The sequence below is a fragment of the Rhodococcus sp. BP-261 genome (assembly GCF_019835205.1).
GTDB lineage: Bacteria > Actinomycetota > Actinomycetes > Mycobacteriales > Mycobacteriaceae > Rhodococcoides > Rhodococcoides kyotonensis_B.
Window position 1 is genome coordinate 1 of the sequence record NZ_JABUCO010000006.1, and the last position, 19,294, is coordinate 19,294.

15 protein-coding genes and 1 pseudogene are annotated in these 19,294 nt (G+C 65.3%); 7 read left to right on the forward strand and 9 right to left on the reverse strand.

From position 1 onward, the window contains the following. Positions 1 to 154: pseudogene (locus HQ354_RS09035) on the reverse strand (NAD(P)(+) transhydrogenase (Re/Si-specific) subunit alpha); the annotation flags it as partial. 289 nt (positions 155 to 443) lie between these two features. Between HQ354_RS09035 and HQ354_RS09040 the strand changes: the two are divergent. Next, positions 444 to 884 (forward strand): HIT family protein, encoded by a 441-nt coding sequence (locus HQ354_RS09040; RefSeq protein ID WP_068427084.1) that lies wholly within the window; start codon positions 444 to 446, stop codon positions 882 to 884. Further along, the gene (locus tag HQ354_RS09045) at positions 881 to 1,510 is read left to right on the forward strand and encodes a Type 1 glutamine amidotransferase-like domain-containing protein (protein WP_222635200.1); all 630 of its coding nucleotides are present in this window, start codon (positions 881 to 883) and stop codon (positions 1,508 to 1,510) included. The genes HQ354_RS09040 and HQ354_RS09045 overlap by 4 nt, the downstream gene beginning before the upstream one ends. On the opposite strand, the gene HQ354_RS09050 is transcribed toward HQ354_RS09045, so the two are convergent. After that, complete coding sequence (locus HQ354_RS09050; RefSeq protein ID WP_068427002.1) at positions 1,507 to 1,818, reverse strand: hypothetical protein; 312 nt, start codon at positions 1,816 to 1,818, stop codon at positions 1,507 to 1,509. The two genes, HQ354_RS09045 and HQ354_RS09050, sit on opposite strands and share 4 nt — an antisense overlap. 170 nt (positions 1,819 to 1,988) lie before the next feature. Between HQ354_RS09050 and HQ354_RS09055 the strand changes: the two genes are divergently transcribed. The 3 genes from HQ354_RS09055 to HQ354_RS09065 are packed head-to-tail and all read left to right on the forward strand — an operon-like array spanning position 1,989 to position 4,432. Then, on the forward strand, positions 1,989 to 2,510 hold the full coding sequence (locus HQ354_RS09055; RefSeq protein ID WP_254303529.1) for a DUF3558 domain-containing protein: 522 nt from the start codon (positions 1,989 to 1,991) through the stop codon (positions 2,508 to 2,510). After that, on the forward strand, positions 2,500 to 3,021 hold the full coding sequence (locus tag HQ354_RS09060; protein WP_068427004.1) for a DUF3558 domain-containing protein: 522 nt from the start codon (positions 2,500 to 2,502) through the stop codon (positions 3,019 to 3,021). Before HQ354_RS09055 ends, HQ354_RS09060 begins: the two co-directional genes overlap by 11 nt. A gap of 34 nt (positions 3,022 to 3,055) precedes the next feature. Next, positions 3,056 to 4,432 (forward strand): FAD-binding oxidoreductase, encoded by a 1,377-nt coding sequence (locus tag HQ354_RS09065; RefSeq protein WP_222635199.1) that lies wholly within the window; start codon positions 3,056 to 3,058, stop codon positions 4,430 to 4,432. Positions 4,433 to 4,469: 37 nt separating this feature from the next. Here the strand turns inward: HQ354_RS09065 and HQ354_RS09070 are convergent, their stop codons facing one another. The 5 genes from HQ354_RS09070 to HQ354_RS09090 form a co-directional block, all read right to left on the reverse strand. Further along, a complete protein-coding gene (locus HQ354_RS09070) occupies positions 4,470 to 5,486 on the reverse strand; it encodes a TIGR03842 family LLM class F420-dependent oxidoreductase (RefSeq protein ID WP_222635198.1) in 1,017 nt (338 codons plus the stop codon). A gap of 3 nt (positions 5,487 to 5,489) precedes the next feature. Further along, positions 5,490 to 6,908 (reverse strand): dihydropyrimidinase, encoded by a 1,419-nt coding sequence (gene hydA / locus HQ354_RS09075; protein WP_222635197.1) that lies wholly within the window; start codon positions 6,906 to 6,908, stop codon positions 5,490 to 5,492. After that, positions 6,905 to 7,744, reverse strand: coding sequence for a nitrilase-related carbon-nitrogen hydrolase (locus tag HQ354_RS09080; RefSeq protein WP_167676318.1), 840 nt, complete (start codon positions 7,742 to 7,744; stop codon positions 6,905 to 6,907). The genes hydA and HQ354_RS09080 overlap by 4 nt, the downstream gene beginning before the upstream one ends. Positions 7,745 to 7,853: 109 nt before the next feature. Beyond that, complete coding sequence (locus tag HQ354_RS09085; protein WP_222635196.1) at positions 7,854 to 9,374, reverse strand: ATP-dependent DNA ligase; 1,521 nt, start codon at positions 9,372 to 9,374, stop codon at positions 7,854 to 7,856. 52 nt (positions 9,375 to 9,426) lie between these two features. Continuing rightward, positions 9,427 to 10,986: a carboxylesterase/lipase family protein gene (locus HQ354_RS09090; RefSeq protein WP_222635195.1), complete on the reverse strand. Its 1,560-nt coding sequence runs from the start codon at positions 10,984 to 10,986 to the stop codon at positions 9,427 to 9,429. A 75-nt stretch (positions 10,987 to 11,061) separates the two neighbouring features. Between HQ354_RS09090 and HQ354_RS09095 the strand changes: the two genes are divergently transcribed. Then, complete coding sequence (locus tag HQ354_RS09095) at positions 11,062 to 11,715, forward strand: hypothetical protein (RefSeq protein ID WP_206030755.1); 654 nt, start codon at positions 11,062 to 11,064, stop codon at positions 11,713 to 11,715. Positions 11,716 to 11,854: 139 nt separating this feature from the next. Continuing rightward, positions 11,855 to 13,267: a sugar porter family MFS transporter gene (locus tag HQ354_RS09100; protein WP_068427019.1), complete on the forward strand. Its 1,413-nt coding sequence runs from the start codon at positions 11,855 to 11,857 to the stop codon at positions 13,265 to 13,267. 26 nt (positions 13,268 to 13,293) lie between these two features. Here the strand turns inward: HQ354_RS09100 and HQ354_RS09105 are convergent, their stop codons facing one another. Both HQ354_RS09105 and HQ354_RS09110 read right to left on the reverse strand, forming a co-directional pair. Further along, entirely contained in the window at positions 13,294 to 13,941 is a 648-nt protein-coding gene (locus HQ354_RS09105) for an SDR family oxidoreductase (RefSeq protein ID WP_167676324.1), read from the reverse strand. Between the two features lie 64 nt (positions 13,942 to 14,005). Continuing rightward, positions 14,006 to 18,676 carry an AAA domain-containing protein gene (locus tag HQ354_RS09110; RefSeq protein ID WP_167676372.1) on the reverse strand — a complete coding sequence of 1,557 codons (4,671 nt, stop codon included), beginning with the start codon at positions 18,674 to 18,676 and terminating at the stop codon, positions 14,006 to 14,008. Positions 18,677 to 19,294 lie beyond the last annotated feature (618 nt).

Below are 19,294 nucleotides of genomic sequence, written 5' to 3' on the forward strand. Positions count from 1 at the left end.
ACAACTCGTCCGGAATCAGGGCCTGTACACCAGCGCCCGACTCGACGACGACGTGTACACCCTTGTTCACCAGCGAGGACACGACCTTCGGAACCAGCGCCACACGACGCTCGCCGTCACCCGACTCGCGGACGACGCCGACGCGCGTCGTCACATGGCCGCTCGTCCCGTTCTCTGTGCTGTGCGATGTATCCAATTCTCCGACTTCCGTAAAAAAGTGAATGGTGCCTGCGGTTCGGCGAACGGGGGTAACCGTGCGGCGAACAGGCGGCGCCCAGCGTCAAGGCACGAGGAGACTGATGATAGCCAGAGTAGGCAGCCCTCAGGTAACCCACGCCACAGCATTTAGCGGTCTGAATCGAATCCGAAACGGCGTGACGTGCAGCTCGACGGGGTTGTGTGATCGACATCATAAGCCAGGGTGTGCACCTACAGTGTTGGCCGTGGACAACTGCGTGTTCTGCTGCATCGTGTCGGGTGACGCCCCCGCAACGCGAGTTCTGGAGACCGACTCGGTGCTCGCCTTTCTGGACATCCGCCCGATCGCGCGCGGCCACGTGTTGGTGGTGCCGAAGACACATGCGTCCGACCTCGACGACCTGGAGCCGTCGCTGGGCGCGTCCGTGTTCGCGGCCGGGCAACAGCTTTCTCGCGCGATGCGCAGATCCGACCTTCGTGCCGACGGCGCGAACCTCGTCGTCAACGACGGCAAGGCCGCGTTTCAGACCGTGTTTCACACGCATCTGCACGTCGTCCCACGGTGGACGGGAGACAAACTCCGGTTCGCGACAGGATTCGTGACACGGCGTTCGCGTCGGCCGGAGGAGACCGCGGACGCGATTCGGACGGGTCTTCGACGTCTCAGCGAAGAGAACGACGCGTGAAGTTGTTTCTGGCGTCGTACCGATTCGGCGCGCACCCGGACACGTTCGTCGACATGACGGGCACACCAGGACGCATCGCGGTGATCGCGAACGCGTGCGACAGCTGGCCGGACGCGGCCCGCGCGTCGGCGGTGACGAGCGAATTTCGCAGCCTGCGCGAACTCGGATTCGAGCCCGAGGAGCTGGACCTACGCGGAAGCACGAAAGCCATTGCCGCCATGCTCGATTCGGTCGGTGTCGTATGGGTCCGTGGCGGCAACACCTTCGTGCTGCGCTCTCGCCTCGCCCTGTCGGGCACCGAGAACGAAATTGCACGACGCGTCCGTGACGGCCGGCTCGTCTACGGCGGTTACAGCGCGGGCGCGTGCGTCGCGTCGACGTCGTTGCGGGGCATCGAGACTGCCGACGATCCCGCCGACGTGCACCCGACTACCGGCGGCGACGTGATCTGGGACGGCCTCGGCTTCGTCGAGACGTCCCTGATCCCGCACTACGGATCGATTCTCGACGACACGAATTCCGGTGCGACGATGGTGGAGCGCTACCGCCGCGACGGAACTCCGTTCGTCACCCTCGACGACGACCAGGTGCTGGTGGTCGACGGCGACCGGCAGGAACGGATCTAGCCCGACTGCGCGAACGGCGCGAGGCGGTCGAGCGAGGACCACGCCATGTCGCAGCGCTTCCTGGTCATCTCGTCCGCGTCGAGCAGCAGGATGTCGAGCAGGAGCCGAGGGCGATGCTTCCATCGAGCTTTCGCGTCGGCGATCGTGGGTCCGTCGAACAACCCCGAATGTTCCAACGCCTCGACCCACTCATGGACGTCACCGCGGTGCAGCGTTTCGAGGGTGTCGTAATCGATTCCGCCGCCTTGGAATTCGTACGAGAACATCGCGGCCACGTAATCCCACGACGTGCTGTGTGGATTCATCATGTTGGGCCTCCTTCAAGTCCACTGGCTGGGACGCTAGACCCCGCAGCCGCACGATTCCGTGTCGCGCACGCATCGATCGGGTAACAGAAGTGACGGGTGTGACTATTGGGACTTGCTCCGCACTGTGGGAACCGGGCGAATTCATTCTCGACTCGGTAGGGTCACTGCTCGTGGGGAAGCCTGGAATTCGCATCGGCCTGAGCGTCCTGGCGCTGGCCGCAGCCGGATGCGGACACTCGGCCGACGACCCCTCCCCGACGGCCACGACAACTCGGGCACCCGCGCCCGTCAGCGAGGAACTCTTCGTCGGCGAATGCGGTTCCGTGACCGACGAGCAGGTCGTCGACATCACCGGGGTGCCCGGCCTCGCCGCGGTGTCCAAGAACGGAATTCGCTGCCGCTTCGAGGCCTCCGACAGCGGGGCGTACGCGATGTTCACGTGGTATCGGGGCAGTCCCATCGCTCGCGAACGGACCGTGGCGGGACGGATCGGACGCGAGATACGCGCCTTCGACATCGAGGGACATCCCGGATTCAGCGCGCGAGCCGACGACTACTCGTGCGAGGTCGGCGTGGAGTCCGGCGACGGGTTCATCCACTGGTCCGTGAACTACGTGTACGCGACGCCGACGCGCGAGATCTGCGACATCGTCGGCGACCTGGCGCGAGCGGTGGTCGCCAATGCGAAGTAGGAGACGTGCACTCGCAGCGGCGGTGTCGGCCGTCGCACTGCTCGCCGGCTGCAGCACGACCGTCACCGGAACGCCGACGGCGGAGGGGTATGCAGGCGACGCCGATGCCGACTTCGCGAAGCTTCTCCAGGAATGCACCGCCGTCCCGGACGACAAGATCGCCGAGACCGTACAGGCGGACGGGGTCTACCAGTACTTCTTCGGGGCGGTCTGCATGTGGGACGGATCCGGGCCCGCGGGAGCAGTCGACGTGACGTTCGCGTGGTTCGAGACCAATTCGCTCGGACGCGAGAGGACTCTGTCGCAGGAGATCGGATACGCCGTCGAAGACGTGTCGGTGGCCGGTGCCACCGCGTTCCTGTCCAGGCGACCCGGCGATGCGGCGTCGTGTGGCATCACCGCCGCGTACTCGGGAACGATCACCTGGTGGGTGCAGTACCGCAGCGGCGCGGGCGACCCGTGCGCGGCCGCCACTCGGCTCGCCGAACTGACGTTGCAGCGAAACCAGTGACGCGACGCCGCGTCGGCCCATAGTGTTTCTTCACATGAGCAACTCTTTCGACGCGGCCCTCATCGAGCTGCAGGACCTGCTGACGGACGGGGCCGTCCTCGTCGACCCGGACGTGACGGAACGCTACCGCCAGGACTGGGCCAAGGATCCGGATGCGGGAACACCGCTCGCCGTGGTGCGTGCGCGTTCCACCTCGGACGTGCAGAGCGTCATGAAATGGGCGAGCGCGCACCGCATTCCCGTCGTACCGCGAGGTGCCGGATCCGGATTGTCCGGTGGCGCAACGGCTGTCGACGGCGGCATCGTGCTGACGACCGAACTCATGCGCGACATCAGCATCGACCCGGTGACACGCGTCGCCGTCGTGCAGCCCGGTCTGCTGAACGCGGAGGTCAAGAAGGCCGCTGCCGAACACGGACTCTGGTATCCGCCCGATCCGTCGTCGTTCGAGATGTGTTCGATCGGCGGCAACGCGGCCACCAACGCGGGCGGCCTGTGCTGCGTCAAGTACGGCGTGACGACCGATTACGTGCTCGGACTCGAAGTGGTGCTGGCCGACGGGACCGCGGTCAGACTCGGCGGCCCGCGACTGAAAGACGTTGCGGGACTGTCACTCACGAAACTGTTCATCGGCAGCGAGGGCACGCTCGGCATCATCACCGAGGTCACGGTGCGGCTCATTCCGGCGCAGCCACCGGCGAGCACCGTCGTCGCCTCGTTCTCGTCGGTGCGGGATGCGACGACGGCCATCCTCGCGATCACCCGGTCACTGCGTCCGGCGATGCTCGAGTTCATGGACCGCGCGTCGATCGGCGCCGTCGAGGACGCGATGAACATGGGCCTCGACCGTGACGCGCAGGCGATGTTGATCGCACGGTCGGACTCCCCCGGCGCCGACCGTGCGCGCGAAATCGAGATCATGGCCGACGCGTGCACTGCGGCTGGCGCAGCGGACGTCTTCACCACCGACGACCCCGAGGAAGGCGAAGCATTCGCTGCTGCACGACGTTTCGCTATCCCGGCCGTCGAACGACTCGGCAGCCTACTGCTCGAGGACGTCGGCGTTCCGTTACCCGCGCTGCCGGATCTCGTCGAGGGGATCGAACGAATCTCCGAAAAGTACGACGTTCTGGTCGCCGTCATCGCGCACGCGGGTGACGGAAACACGCACCCGCTCATCGTGTTCGACCCGTCCGATTCCGACATGGAGCGTCGAGCGAACGTCGCGTTCGGCGCCATCATGGATCTGGCCATTTCGTTGGGCGGCACGATCACCGGCGAACACGGCGTCGGTCGGCTGAAGAAAGCGTGGCTCCCCGATCAGGTGGGCGACGACGTCATGCAGCTGACGCAGCGCATCAAGACAGCCCTCGATCCGGACGGCATCCTGAATCCTGGGGCGGTCTTGTAGGCGACTTCGTCGCACGTGCGCGCGAATGTATAGCGGGCTATACATTCGCACGCACGAGGGGGATTACCGCCTCCCCGTAGGCCTCCAGCGTCGCGGCCTTGGCGTCGTGCTGCAGATAAACGGCGAACTGATCGACGCCGAGCGTGCTCAGCTCCTTCAGCCTCGCGAGATGATCGGCCGGACTGCCGAGCACACAGAACCGGTCGATCACCGAATCGGGCACGAACTCCGCGTGCGTGTTGCCTGCCCTGCCGTGCTCGCTGTAGTCGTAGCCGGTGCGCGCGTCGATGTAGTCGGTGAGTGCGTCGGGCACACCGCCGTGGTGTCCGTACCGCGCGACGATGTCGGCGACATGATTGCCGACCATTCCGCCGAACCACCGAACCTGGTCGCGGGCATGGGCCAGGGCGTCGGCGCTGCCGTCGGTCACGTACGCGGGTGCGGCGACGCAGAACGAGATCGCCGACGGGTCCCGCCCGGCCGACTCGGCGGCAGCACGTACGCGACCGATCATCCACGATGCGATGTCCGGGTCCGCGAGCTGCAGTATGTAGCCGTCGGCGATCTCCCCGGTCAGGGCGAGCGCTTTCGGGCCGTACGCGGCCACCCAGATATCGAGCGTCGATTCCTGCGCCCACGGTAACTGGACCGTCGTGTCCCCCAGGGAGACGGACCGTCCGTTGGCCAATTCTCGAATCACACGGACCGCCTCGCGCAGGGTCGCGAGCGTCGTCGGCTTCTCCCCGAGGGTTCGGACGGCCGAGTCACCGCGGCCGATTCCGCAGATCGTCCGGTTGCCGAACATCTCGTTGAGCGTCGCGAACGTCGACGCTGTGACGGTCCAGTCGCGGGTTGCGGGGTTGGTAACCATGGGACCGACCATCACGTGACGGGTTTCCGCGAGGATCCGACTGTGGATGACGTACGGCTCCTGCCACAGCAGATGCGAGTCGAACGTCCACACATGCGAGAAGCCGTACCTCTCGGCGCGACACGCGAGGTCGATGACGCTCGACGCCGGTGGCGTGCATTGCAGAACAACCCCGATGTCCATGTCTCACAACAGATTCTGTGCCAGTGACCGCTTGACGAACCGCCCATGCCCTGGGCGGCCGAGGTAGTCGCCGTGGTCGACGATCACCCTGCCCCGCGAGATGACGGTGTCGACGTGCCCGTCGATCTCGAAACCCTCGTAGGCCGAGTAGTCCATGTTCATGTGGTGGGTCTTTCCGAGTCCGATGCTCGTGTGCCCGTCGGGGTCGTAGATCACGAGGTCGGCGTCGGCGCCCGGTGAGACGATGCCCTTCTTCGGGTACATGCCGAACATGCGCGCCGGCGTCGTACAGCACACCTCGACCCATTTCTCGAGACCGATTTTTCCGCTCACGACGCCCTGGTACATCAGATCCATGCGGTGCTCGACGGATCCGATTCCGTTGGGAATCTTCGAGAAGTCGCCGAGACCGAGTTCCTTCTGGTCCTTCATGCAGAACGGGCAGTGGTCGGTACTGACCGTCGAGACGTCTCCGGTGCGCAGATAGCGCCACAGTTCGTCCTGATGCCCCTCGGCGCGAGACCGCAGTGGCGTCGAGCACACCCACTTCGCCCCGTCGAAACCCGGTGCGCCCAACTGCTCTTCGAGTGACAGGTACAGATACTGAGGGCACGTTTCACCGAACACGTTCTGTCCGTTGCCTCGTGCGTGCGCAATCTGTTCCAGCGCCTGCTTCGCCGAGACGTGCACGACGTAGAGCGGCGCACCGGTCACGTTCGCCAGCATGATCGCGCGGTGGGTGGCTTCCTCCTCCAGCTGCCATGGCCTGCTGGTTCCGTGGAAGTACGGCGCCGTGTCGCCCCGCGCCACCGACTGCTCGATCAGCACGTCGATCGCAATTCCGTTCTCCGCGTGCATCATCAGCAGTGCACCGGTGTCGGCTGCGGCCTGCATCGCGCGCAGGATCTTGCCGTCGTCGGAGTAGAAGACACCGGGGTACGCCATGAACAGTTTGAAGCTCGTGACACCCTCGGCGACGAGTTCGCTCATGGCTTTCAGCGAATCGCTGTCGACGTCGCCGACGATCTGATGGAAGCCGTAGTCGATGGCACACGATCCGGCAGCCTTGTCGTGCCACTGCGCCAATGTGTCCTGAACCCGTTGTCCCGGAGTCTGAATCGCGAAGTCGACGATGGTCGTCGTGCCTCCCCACGCGGCGGCTCGCGTTCCCGTCTCGAACGTGTCCGACGCGAACGTCCCGCCGAACGGCATCTCCATGTGAGTGTGGCCGTCGACCCCTCCGGGAAGCACGTACTTTCCCGAGGCGTCGATTACGACGTCGGCCGACTGCGTCAGATCGGCGCCCAACGCGGTCGAACCGGGTTGCAGCACAGCCACTATCGTCTCGCCGTCGATCAGGACGTCGAGTAGCTGCGCCCCCGTCGGGGACACGACGGTGCCGCCGTGGACGAAGGTCGTCATGGCTCCACCAGGGGCGTGTAGGCGTCGGGTCTGCGATCGCGGTAGAAAGCCCAGCGGTCACGCACGACCTTGATCAGATCCATGTCGAGGTCACGGACGAGGAGTTCGGGCTCGGTGTCCGACGCGACCTCTCCGACGAACGCGCCCTCGGGGTCGACGAAATAGCTGGTGCCGTAGAAGTCGTCGTCGCCGAAATCGGCTTCGACGCCGACGCGATTGATGGCACCGACGTAATACTCGTTGGCGACCGCGGAGGCAGGCTGCTCCAGCTTCCACAGGTAGTTCGACAGACCACGAGACGTCGCCGACGGGTTGAACACGATCTCCGCGCCTGCCAGGCCGAGGGCGCGCCATCCTTCGGGGAAATGCCGGTCGTAGCAGATGTAGACGCCGACGCGACCGACCGCGGTGTCGAAGACCGGCCACCCGACATTGCCCGGGCGGAAGTAGAACTTCTCCCAGAAGCCGTGTACGTGCGGAATGTGGTGCTTGCGATACTTGCCGAGGTATCGGCCGTCGGCGTCGACGACGGCAGCGGTGTTGTACAGAACGCCGGGCATCTCCTGCTCGTACACCGGCAGGATCATGACGATGCCGAGTTCTTCTGCCAGCGCGGCGAATCTGTCCACCGTCGGACCGGGTACGGATTCGGCGTAGTCGTAGAACGATGCATCCTGCAACTGACAGAAGTACGGGCCGTAGAACAATTCCTGAAAACAGATGACCTTCGCGCCCTGCTCGGCGGCGCTTCTGGCGTAGTCCTCGTGCGCCTTGATCATCGTTTCTTTGTCGCCTGTCCAGGTGGTCTGGACCAAGGCCGCTCGAACCGTCGACATATGCGTCACTCCATCCTCGGCTGGCTGGCCTCCTCAACATAAACACTCGGCGGGATGCGTGTCGGTGCAATCGTGTTACAACATGGCCCGGTTGGTTTCAGCTCTGTAACTAGCGGCTCTGCGTCGGCAACAGCGCCCTGACGGCCTCGATCGTGTCGGCTTCGGCGTGCGTCTTGTCGGGCCGGTAGCGCAACACCCGCGCGAACCTGAGCGCGACGCCGCCGGGATAGCGCGTGCTGACCTGAACACCGTCGAGCTCGATCTCGACGATCAGGTCGGGTTCGAGGTACACGGTGTGGTCGTCGCGGCTGCGTTCGTGCTTCGGAAACTCGTCGGTCTGCCACTGCAGCAACGCGTCGGTGAGACCCTTGAACGTCTTGCCGACCATGATCGGCGGGCCACCGTCGGGGTCCCGCGCACCGAGGTGAAGGTTCGACAGCCAGCCCGTCCGCCTGCCGTACCCCCACTCCGCACCGAGGACGACGAGGTCGAGTGTGTGCTCGGGTTTGACCTTCTGCCAGGTTCTGCCGCGCCTGCCGGCCGCGTACGACGAGGACAAGGCCTTCACCATGACACCCTCGTGTCCTGCGTCGAGGGCTGCGTCGAAATGCGCTGCGGCAGAGTCTGCGTCGGGGCGAAGCAGTGCCGGTATCCGATGCTGCGGCGCGACGCGGTCCAGGGCGTCGAGCCTTCGCTCGAGGGGCTCGTCGAGCAGGTCGACGCCATCGAGGTGGATGCAGTCGAAGAAATACGGATGCAGCAGGAGGTCGTGTGCGCTGTCGGCCCCGAATCTGCTCATCGTCTCCTGGAACGGCCTCGGTCGCCCGCTGTCCGTCAGCGCCAGCGTCTCTCCGTCGAGAACCACACTGGTACAGGGCAATTGACGAATCAGCTCGACGAGTTCCGGGACGCCGGACGTGATCTCCCGCAGCGTCCGTGTGTAGACGTGCACCTCGTCGCCTGATCGGTGCACCTGGATTCGGGCGCCGTCGAGTTTGTATTCGACGCTCACATCGCCGCCGAACTCGGTCCACGCCCCCGCCAGCGTTTCGGCGGGCGACGCGAGCATCGGGCGAATCGGCCTGCCGACCGTCAGGACGAACTCGGCGAGCGCCTGCTCGCCGCCCGACAACGCGGCGGTTGCCGTCACCGAAAGACGCCCGGACAGCATGAACGCGCGTCGGACGGGTTCGAGCGGCAACCCTGCAGCCTTCGCGATGGCGTCGGTCATGACGCCTTCCAGTGCGCCCTGGCGCAGTTCGCCCGTCATCAATCGGACGAGGAAGTCCCGCTCGCCCCGGGTGGACCGGCCGAACAATTCTGCGAGCAGGTCTCGGCGTCGTTTCGTCGAACCGGAACCCGAGGTCGACGCCACCGCACCGAACGCGTCGTCGACCTCGTCGATCGTGAGCACCGGCTGCTCGACGGGATCGGCCTCGATGTCCGACAGTGTGCGCCAGCCGATACCGATGCGGCCCTGCGTCATCTCACCGGACAGCCACGCGACGACGGTCTCGACCTCGTCGGGTCGGAGATCGGCCAGCAGCGTCTGCAATGCCTCGGTCTTCGCCTTGCGCGACCGCGTTGCACCCACTGCCACGGACGTGTCGACGATTCGTGTGAACAGCACGCTCTGAACGTAACCCGAACCACCGACAGCTAACCGCGAGTTTCGGAAGAGCTCAGCTGAAGCCGAGAACCTTGTCGCCCCATGCGGCTCGCATGGCGCTGTCCGGGTCGTCGACGAGCTGGTCCTGCGAGTCGATCACCAGCGTCGACCACCTGGGTTCGGTGTACGGCGCCCAATGCTTGGCTCCGTCGAGCGTGGCGGGCACTCCGTGACGCGCGAACGCGACCCACCGCTTCATGATTCGCGCCGACACCGCCGTCGCCGACTTCCGGCCACCGAGCCAGAACGTCGGATCGCGGTTGAGGGTCCCGAAATTACCGAAGACGTACGGCAATTCGGTGGCATGTCCGGCCCCGATGCGCGCAGCTCTCAGCATCGGGGTCGCATGATCGAAGCGGTACACCCAGACCGGAGCGTGGCGGCTGTGCGCGTCGGCGATCCACAGGCTCGGCATGCGGAACCCGGCATCTCGCGACATCGCCAGTGCCCCGGCAGGTTTGGATCTGTCGGGATAGGCGGACATGATCTCGGCGACGCGAAACGCAGGGAGATCGGCATGGTCGTTGGCGATGGCACGGAACATCTCGGAGACCGTGTCGGACGTGACCGGCATCAACGGTGACTTCATCAACCGGAAGATCGAGGCTTCGTCGTGATTGGTGCCGATGATCAACGGAATTCGGTGAGCGTGGCCCTTCTGGAAGGCAGCCACCGGATAGCGAGGAACGACATCGCCGTCGACGACGGGTGCGAGCCCCAGGGTGCCGGGCGATCGCGTCGGAATCTCGTAACAGAGAGTGTCCCCCGCTGCGACGAGCTTCTTGAAGTCCATCGACAACAGCTCGTCGATGCGATCCGGGGTGACGTCGATCAGCTCGAGGAACCGGGACGCAACGACGGCGGCGCGTTCGGGGCCGTACACCGACGTAGAGGGCGCGCTCTGCACGATGGCCTGCGAGAACAGGCCGTCCGCCTTCGGCGACGTCATCAGCGTCGTGATCGACGCGCCGCCGGACGATTCGCCGAACACCGTGACCTGTTCCGGGTCTCCGCCGAACGCGGCGATGCACTGCTGCACCCATTCGAGCGCGGCAATTTGATCCCGCAGTCCGAGATTGGTCTCGAACACCGCATCCTCGGTCGTGAACGACGACAGGTCGAGGAATCCGAACGCGCCAAGCCGATAGTTGATCGTGACGACGACGAGATCGCCCAGTTCGGCGAGATTTCTGCCGTCGTACACGCTCTGCGCCGACGAGCCGATCGAGTACGCGCCACCGTGAATCCACACCATGACCGGTCGCGGTGTGCCATCCGGCTCGGGGGCCCAGATGTTCAAGGACAGGCAGTCCTCGGACATCGGGATGGCCTGGTCGATGGGAACCGGGCCGTTCCGACTCTGGGGTGCGATCGCACCGAACGAACGGCACTCGCGTGGTTCGGTCCACGGCTGCGGGGGGCGTGGTGCCCGAAAACGGAAGTTCCCCTCGGGAGCGGCCGCGTACGGAATGCCTTTCCACGCGAAGACGTCGCCGTCGCGGTACCCGATGGCCTCCCCGTACGCAGTGTCGACCGACCGCGTCGTCCCACCTGTGGTTTCGACCTCGATCATGACACCTCCCCTTTCGACCGATGCTCGCCAACGTACCAACTTCGTGAGACGTGACGACTTGTCTAAGCTGTGACGATGTATCGACGCCGGGTACTCGGTCGTTCCACCGCAGCCCTGTTTCTGCTGGTCCTCGCCGGATGCACCTCCAGCGTCGATGGCAGCGCGACGGCCCCGCTCGCCACCGTCGACACGAATCCACCGTCGGTGATTCGAACCACGGCACCGTCGACACCACCGGTCACGACGACGCAGGCACCGACCACCACGACCACGTCGTCGACCACCCCGACCACCACGTCGAAAGCCCCGCCGACCGCCGATGCCTCCGAATACGAGGGGCAACCCGGCTTCTACTTCTTCACCAGCCCCAGCGGCAAGTTCGAGTGCGCGATCGTCGTCACCGAGACGTCGGTCGCAGGCTGTCACGGCGACTTCCCACCGACGGCACCGCGCGTGGAGGGCAGCGGCGCACCGGGATCGACCGTCGCACCGAACACCGTCGAACTCACGGCGGGCTCACCCGCACGATTCCTCAGCTCGGGAGATCCGCGCTTCCATCGGTTCGACGGCACCGCACGCGCACTTGCCTACGGCGAGACTCTGGCCGTCCCGGGCAGCGGAGAGTCAAACGGCCTGTCGTGCCGCGTCGACGAGAAGACCGGGGTCTCGTGCCGAGATCAGGTGGGCCACGGCTTCACGGTGTCCGATTCGGCGTTTCGACTCGAATGACCGCGCCGTTTCCGTCCTGACAGCGGTGTTTCGCACGGCGAACCATCGGGCATAAGACAGTCGGCGCGCCGAATCCGTCGCGCATGTTTCGTCGCGGCCGAGAGCGCTGAGCTTCCCGACCGGGAAGGAGTGCGTCCCCATGTCAGAGCAGCCGACCCGACCCGCTACGGGCAACCACAATGCCAAGGTCATCGGTGTCAGTGTGGCCGCAGCGGTCGGTGGTTTCCTGTTCGGCTTCGACAGCTCGGTCATCAACGGTGCTGTCGACGCCATCGAAGGACGATTCTCGCTCGGATCGTTCACCACAGGCTTCGTCGTCGCCATCGCACTCGTGGGATGTGCCGTCGGCGCATGGTTCGCCGGCTCGCTCGCCGATCGCTGGGGACGCAAGAAGGTGATGGTCCTCGGATCGGCGCTGTTCACGATATCGTCGCTCGGGTCCGGCCTGGCGTTCAGCGTCCCCGACCTGATGCTGTGGCGCATTCTCGGTGGCCTCGGGATCGGCATCGCATCCGTCATCGCTCCCGCGTACATCTCGGAGATCGCGCCGGCGAAATGGCGCGGCAGCCTCGCCTCGCTGCAGCAGCTCGCGATCACCGTCGGTATCTTCGCGGCCCTTCTGTCCGACGCGTTGCTCCAGGGCGCCGCGGACGGTGCGTCGAACGATCTGTGGTGGGGGCTGGAGGCGTGGCGGTGGATGTTCCTCGTCGGCGTCGTTCCCGCGCTGGTCTACGGTCTGTTGGCCGTCACCATTCCCGAATCGCCCCGGTTCCTCGTCGGCAAGCACCTCGACAAGGAGGCCGCCGAGATCCTCGCCAACATCACCGGTGAGCTGCATCCCGACGAGCGTGTCCACGAGATCCGACTGACGCTGCGCAAGGAAGAACGGTCGTCCATCAGGGACATTCGCGGTCCGCGGTTCGGGCTCCAACCGATCGTCTGGGTCGGCATCATCATGGCCGTGCTGCAGCAGTTCGTCGGCATCAACGCGATCTTCTACTACTCGACGACGCTGTGGAAGTCGGTCGGGTTCACCGAGGACCAGTCGTTCGTGACGTCCGTGATCACGTCGATCATCAACGTGACGATGACGTTCGTCGCCATACTGTTCGTCGACCGCATCGGTCGACGCAAGCTGCTGCTCGCCGGATCCACCGGAATGTTCGTCGGTCTGCTCATGGCCGCCGTCGCGTTCTCGCAGCAGATCGGCAGCGGCGACGACGTGTCACTCCCCAGCCCGTGGGGAGCCATCGCGCTCGTCGGTGCGAATCTGTTCGTCATCTTCTTCGCCGCCACCTGGGGTCCGATCATGTGGGTTCTGCTCGGCGAGATGTTCCCGAACCGGATGCGCGCTGTTGCCCTCGGCATCGGTACCGCGGCCAACTGGACCGCGAATTTCGCTGTGACGCTGGCCTTTCCGCCGCTGACGCAGGCAGTCGGCCTGTGGGTGATCTACGGCTTCTTCGCGGTGATGGCTGCGGTGTCGTTCTTCTTCGTGAAATCCAAGATCCCCGAGACGAAGGGCATGGAGCTCGAGGAGATGCAAGCCTAGCGATCGACTTCTGGGGTCGGGGCGGCTCAACCCAACGCTTCGGCGATCGGGGTCGAGCCGTTGTCGAACTCGATGAACCGGCCGATGGTTCCTGGGCTTGCGATCGCAGCGACCACGGCGGCAGCGACGTCGTCGCGAGTGACGGAACCGCCTGTCGCCCCGGCGTCTTTCGTGTCGATCAGCCCGGTGCCCTGGTCGAGGGTCAGCGCGCTCGGTCCGAGAATGGTCCAGTCGAGCGAGGTCGACTTCAGGTAGTCGTCCGCCTCCGCTTTCGCCTGCGCGTATGCGTGGAACGAATTCCCCGAATCCACACCGTGATCGAGACCTGCGCCGAAGTAGGACACCATGACGTAGCGCGAAATACCCGCACGCCCTGCAGCGTCCATCGACCGAATGGCAGCGTCACGATCCACCGCGTACGTCCGCTTCGAATCGCCGCCTCCTGCACCGGCAGACCAGACGACGACGTCGTATCCCTCGATCAGCGCTGCGATCTTGGCGACGTCCAGGTACTCGATGTCGGCGACGATGGGCGTCGCACCCGCGTCGGCTACGTCACCGACGTGATCCGGGTTCCGCACGATGGCCCCGACCTCGTGACCGGCCCCCACGAGGAGCGGCGCCGCTCGAAGCGCCACCTTCCCATGACCTCCGAATACCACGACTCGTGACATGAACAGCTCCTTCGACGACGGACGGCACTGAAGTTCCACGGTACCCACCGCCACCGCGCGCCAATCACGGGCGTCTGTCGGTTCCCCCATCGTGGAAACCGTTCACCGGCAATTCTTTCGACCCGTTCGATTCCGACGGTACGGTCCACATCTCGGGGCTGACGTCGGCGCCCCGTGCTGGTGCAGGGTTTCCGGCCCCGAGCCACCCGTTCCACGCCTCGGCCCGTATCTCGCCTACCGACGGGCGGCGATTCGGCAGCGGCACGTCACCGAACAGTTCGTCCTGCGGAGGATCGAGATCGACGGGTGACCAGTCCGAGGCCGGGGTGGCAGCGTCGATCGAGACGGTGTTCGGTTCGATGCCCAGTGACGCCAACGTGGTCCACAGGCTGCTCATCGCGGCCTCCGGGTCGAGCCAGTACTCGGACTCCCGCACCCGCCAGAACGTCCACCCGCACCGCTTGAGTTCCTGCTCGCGTTGCAGGTCGGCCGATCGACGTTCCGGAGTCGTCACCACGACGTCGCCGTCGCACTCGACGGCGAGTCGTGCGGACCGCCCGGTCACGACGAGGTCGATACGTCGATTGTTGACGACGACACCCGGGTTGACGTGGAACCCGCGATCACGGAGTTCGACGAACACCTGCTGCTCGAAGATCGTGTCGAATTCGGAACGACGCGTGTCGGCGGTGACGCCCTCCGGCATCGGATCGGCGGGCGCCGGGGACGCCGACGCCATGTAGCCGAGCAACGAGTTGCGCAGGTCCGCTCGCTTGAGACGGTCCACCGTCACCGAATGGAAAAGCCACAGCTGGTCCTTGGCGCGCGACGCAGCCACGTTGAACCGTCGCTTGTACTGATTCGCCGTCAGCGCCACGAAATTCTGCGTCGGCGCGACGACCATCGACAGCATGACCACGTTGCGCTCGTCGCCCTGGAAGTCCGGTGGTGTGCCGATGCGCAGACGCCGGTCCTCCCACTGTTCGATGCCGATTCGTTTGATCAGTTCGTTCCTGATCTCGTCGACCTGGGACGTGCCCTGCAGAACGACGACGCCGAACGTCATGCCGTCGTACACCGGATCCGCGAGACATTTCACGATCTGGCCGACGATGGCGAGCGCTTCGGTTCGGTTGACGAGAGACGTCCCCGACCCGACGGCCTCGGCATCGGGCACGAAGGTATGACGCAGCGGTGGAAGTCGATCCGCACCGAACTGCCGCACCGGAACGAGTGGGGAGTCGCCGTAGAACTGCTGCGACGACCAGTTGATGATCTCGGGCATCGAACGGAAATGCTCTCGCAGTCGGACGACCTGTCCGAAGCGCGTCCGCAGCATCGAGAACAGACTCGACCGTGGCGTGAGCGTCGCACGTACATGTTCGGGAAGGTCCGGTAGGTACGCGTCGAGACGAGTGAAGACGTCCTCGAGCGTCCCTGACTGCGGCACGTCGGCAGGTGCGCATTGCCGGTCGTCGCCGACGACGATGACCCGCGGCGCGAGGTAGAGCAGGAACAGGCTGGCGATGTCGGCCTGGCTCGCTTCGTCGACGATGACGACGTCGAAGCTGTTCCGAATGGGAGGGATCGACGCCAGGACCTGCTGCAGCGGCATCACCCATGCGGGTACCGCGGTCTGCGCGTCGCCCATCGCCGACCGCGCGGCACTTCGGAAGGTCTCGGCGTAGCGGCCCGCACCCGTTCCGATCGCGGAGACGTGTTCTCGATACGTTTGCAGCGCACGCACTTCCACGGCAGTCATGCGTTCGAGGCAGTCCCGCCAGGCCATCGCGGCCGCAAGCCGGCCGGTGAGGTAGCTCAGATCGGCGTCGGCGGCGTTCAGTTCCGCTTCGAGCTTCAGCTCCAGACCGGCCTCGTGTTGCTCGGTCACCCATTCGCGAGCCCGTCGCCACGCCCACGCCTTCGACATCTGCCAGCTGAGTTCGTCCCAGTCCGAATTGCCTGCCGTGTCGACGACGAGTTCGTACAGTGCGGGCGCCGCCTCGGACAGCGTGGCTGCGAGCTCGTCCTGCTTCTGCTGATCCTCCTGCTCCAGGCATGCCGCGTTGTAGGCGACGACGGCCGCTGCGACGGCGTCCTCGTCCGCGTCGCCCAACGCCGAAACCAGAGCCGTCCCTTCCGGTGAGGGTCCGGAATCGATCTGTGTCGCAAGCGAATACATTGCTCGATCGAGCTCCGCGCGGGCCACGTCGGCATCGATGCGCGTCGCGATGGCCCCAGCAGAACCGGCGAAGGCCGACGCGTCGTCGAGGCTCTTGATCCACGGCGCCGACGGCGACACCGCGTACAACCGCTCGACGAGGGCGTCTCGAGCATGCAGCACACCGGAGACGCGCGTCAGTTGACTGGTGACGAGCCCGAGGTCGTTGACCTGTCTCGAACGAGAACCCTCCGTGGACACCGAGATTCGCAGATCCGCCAGCAGGACGGCGGCAGTCGCAACGATGTGCAGCGCTCGAATGTGTTCGGCGACAAGACGTGCCGCAAGAGCAGTCGTCGGCGGCAGACCGTCGACGGAGGCCGTGATTCCCAGTTCTTCGACGGCCTTCTGTTGCGCGCTCCTGCGGAACCGGGACTTCCATTCGATTCCCGATTCGAGCGCCACGGCAAGGGATTCCATCGCGTGCAACGCCGCGGTGGTGGTCGTCGAACACTGCACGTCGTGGGCTCCGACGAAACGATCGGCCCGCGCGGCGGTGTCGACCATCGAGACGATGCCACTGACCCGCGACCACAGGTGGGCCGACTCACCGGACAACACCGAATCGGTCAGTTGCCGATAGACGGCGTCGAGTTCGGACACCTCTCGCACGCGCGCGTCCAATTCCTCACAGAGGCGCCTGATCTCGAACGCAGCAGCCGGATCGACCCCGCCGAGGAACTCGACAAGGTGCGTCGATTGCTCGGAACCCGTGGCCACGTGCGCGTTCGCGCGTTGGCACAGCGACCGCAGCTCGGCCGAGTTGGGCAGAACCGTGTCGAGGCGAGGCAGTGACTGGCGAGCTCGACGCGTGCGCCCGTCCGGGGCTGTCGCGATGAGAGTGCGGAGATTCTCGACCTCGGTGCCGGTCAACGGCGGCCGATCCGTGAACAGCGGGCCGGGCAGCCATTCGTGCGCCTCCTGCGTCAGGACCATCTTGCGGACGACGGCCGCCGCCGTGCCGTCGAACCCGTCGGAGACGAACGGGTGCACGACGGTTTCGGCGTCACGCAGTTCGGACACCGACTGCAGCAGGGCCGCACGCCTCGCCACTGCCTCGTCGCGCCGGGCACGCAGCGATGCGATCTTCTCCGACTCGTCGACCTCGTTGTACGACGCCTTGCGGTCGGCGATCCGAGACACGCTTCGGCTGAGCTCCTCCGCACCGCCACGGGACAGATCCGTGATTGCCACGCACAGTTCTTGCAGTTCGGGTGGCAGCTTGTCCCTCAACACGCGCAACGCCTGGGACTTCTCGCTCGTCACCAGTACGCGCTGCCCACGCGCGAGCAATGCGGACAGCAGGTTGGCAATGGTGTGCGTCTTGCCCGTCCCGGGCGGCCCTTCGACGACCACCCCGCTGTCGAGGCCGAGACGTCGAACGATCTGTGACTGTTCGGCGTTGGCGGGCAGCGGAAACAGCGGATCCTCGGCGATCGACGCGGCGTCACCCGACCCGGGAGCGGAACTTGCAGGGACGCCCCTGCTGTTCGAGCTGCGCGACAACCATGCCAGCCGATCTGCGGGCTCGATGGGTTCGACCAGCTGAGCGAGGCCGAGCGGCACGCCGTCGTCGGACCTTTCGAGATCGGCGATCATCTGCTCGTAGTAGTCACGCAGCGCGAACGAATCACGCTTGCGGAGAACGAGTGCAGGCGAGACCGTCAGACTCGCTCGATCCGCGGTCGCGAACGTCGACGGCCTGTCGAGGTCCGGCCGCACGTCGACCGGAAACGCGAGCGTCGCCTCGGCCCACTCCGACAGAAACGGAACGATCTCGGCGGACACGGGCGACGCGACGCGGGCGGTGAGAATTTGCTGCAGATCCGTGGACCTGGACGCGTCGAAACCCGGCCGTCCGGCGAGAAGCTGGGTGTCCTCGAGCCGCGGCCGACCGTTCGACGGCAGCTTGACCAGTAGATCTCCGGTGCGCACGTCCCGTTCGACCGTCGCTGCCTGCGCGATCAGGTGGGTGCAGACATTCGCACCCGACTCGGCCGACGCCAGTGTCAGCAGGCCCGATGCGACGACCAGTTCGACCGACTCCGGTCGCGACGACAGCTCGTGCATCATCAGCTGCAGGCTTTCGTACAGCGACGCTTTCGGACGCGCGACGCGGTCGACCTCGGCCCACTTTCGCCATCGGGCCGAATATGCAGAGAATGCGGTGCGAATCTCGTACGCCCGCCGCACGTCGAAATCCGCGTCGGAATCCGCGTCGTCGCCGGGTGTCGACGGCATCGCAGTGTCGGTCAGTTCGAGTGCGCGGTACCGGCTGTCCTCGATCATCGACGGATCGATGGAACCGATGAGGATCTCCGGGACTACGGGCGGGTCGGTGACCTCCACAGGGCGCACGCGTAACAGCACGCCGCCCGATTCGACCGATGCGTCGACCGTGGGGACGACCGCACCGTCGTGCAACCAGCGAGTCCGCAGATGACCCTCGAAGTGCAGTATCGGCTCGGTTCGCGCCACCACTGTTTCGCGGAGGAACCGCAGCAACCGCAACACTCTGTCTCGAACGTCGCCGGCCGGGGCGTCGCCACCTGCATGGTCCCGAGAGGGCTCGGGGCTGACACGAGAAGGCTCGGGGCTGGCACGAGAAGGCTCGGGGCCTGGAACCGGTGCGGTCGACACAGTGAAAACCTCTGAACTCTTCGAAACGGCCGTTCTCGAACAGGGACGGAGCTTGCACGCTCGGAACAGACTAGTCGGCACGACGCGTTTCTTCACGATCTCCGAACCATCGGTCTTCTTTGTCGTGGGATTTCACAAAACGCGTCCGCTTTCGACGGTCAGCAGCCACAGTCGACAGGTCCGGAATGCTCACCGACGGCCGAGCGGATACGCAGCGATCGATCACCGTGATGCACAACGTCTTTCGAACAGGCATAAGAACACACGTGCGCGCGTCCGTCATCTCGGAACGCGTCGCCTGAAAGATCGCGGAAGATACCCGAAGTCGATCCTTGCCGCAAACAGCAGACCGCACGTCCTGACGAGCCTCCGACAGCACACCGGTACCGATCGGTAACGTACCGACGGGTAAGTAAAGACATGACCGTGAGCGCGAAATGTCAATTCCAACAACGCTACTCGTCAGTATCCCGTCAAGACCCCAGGGTCTTT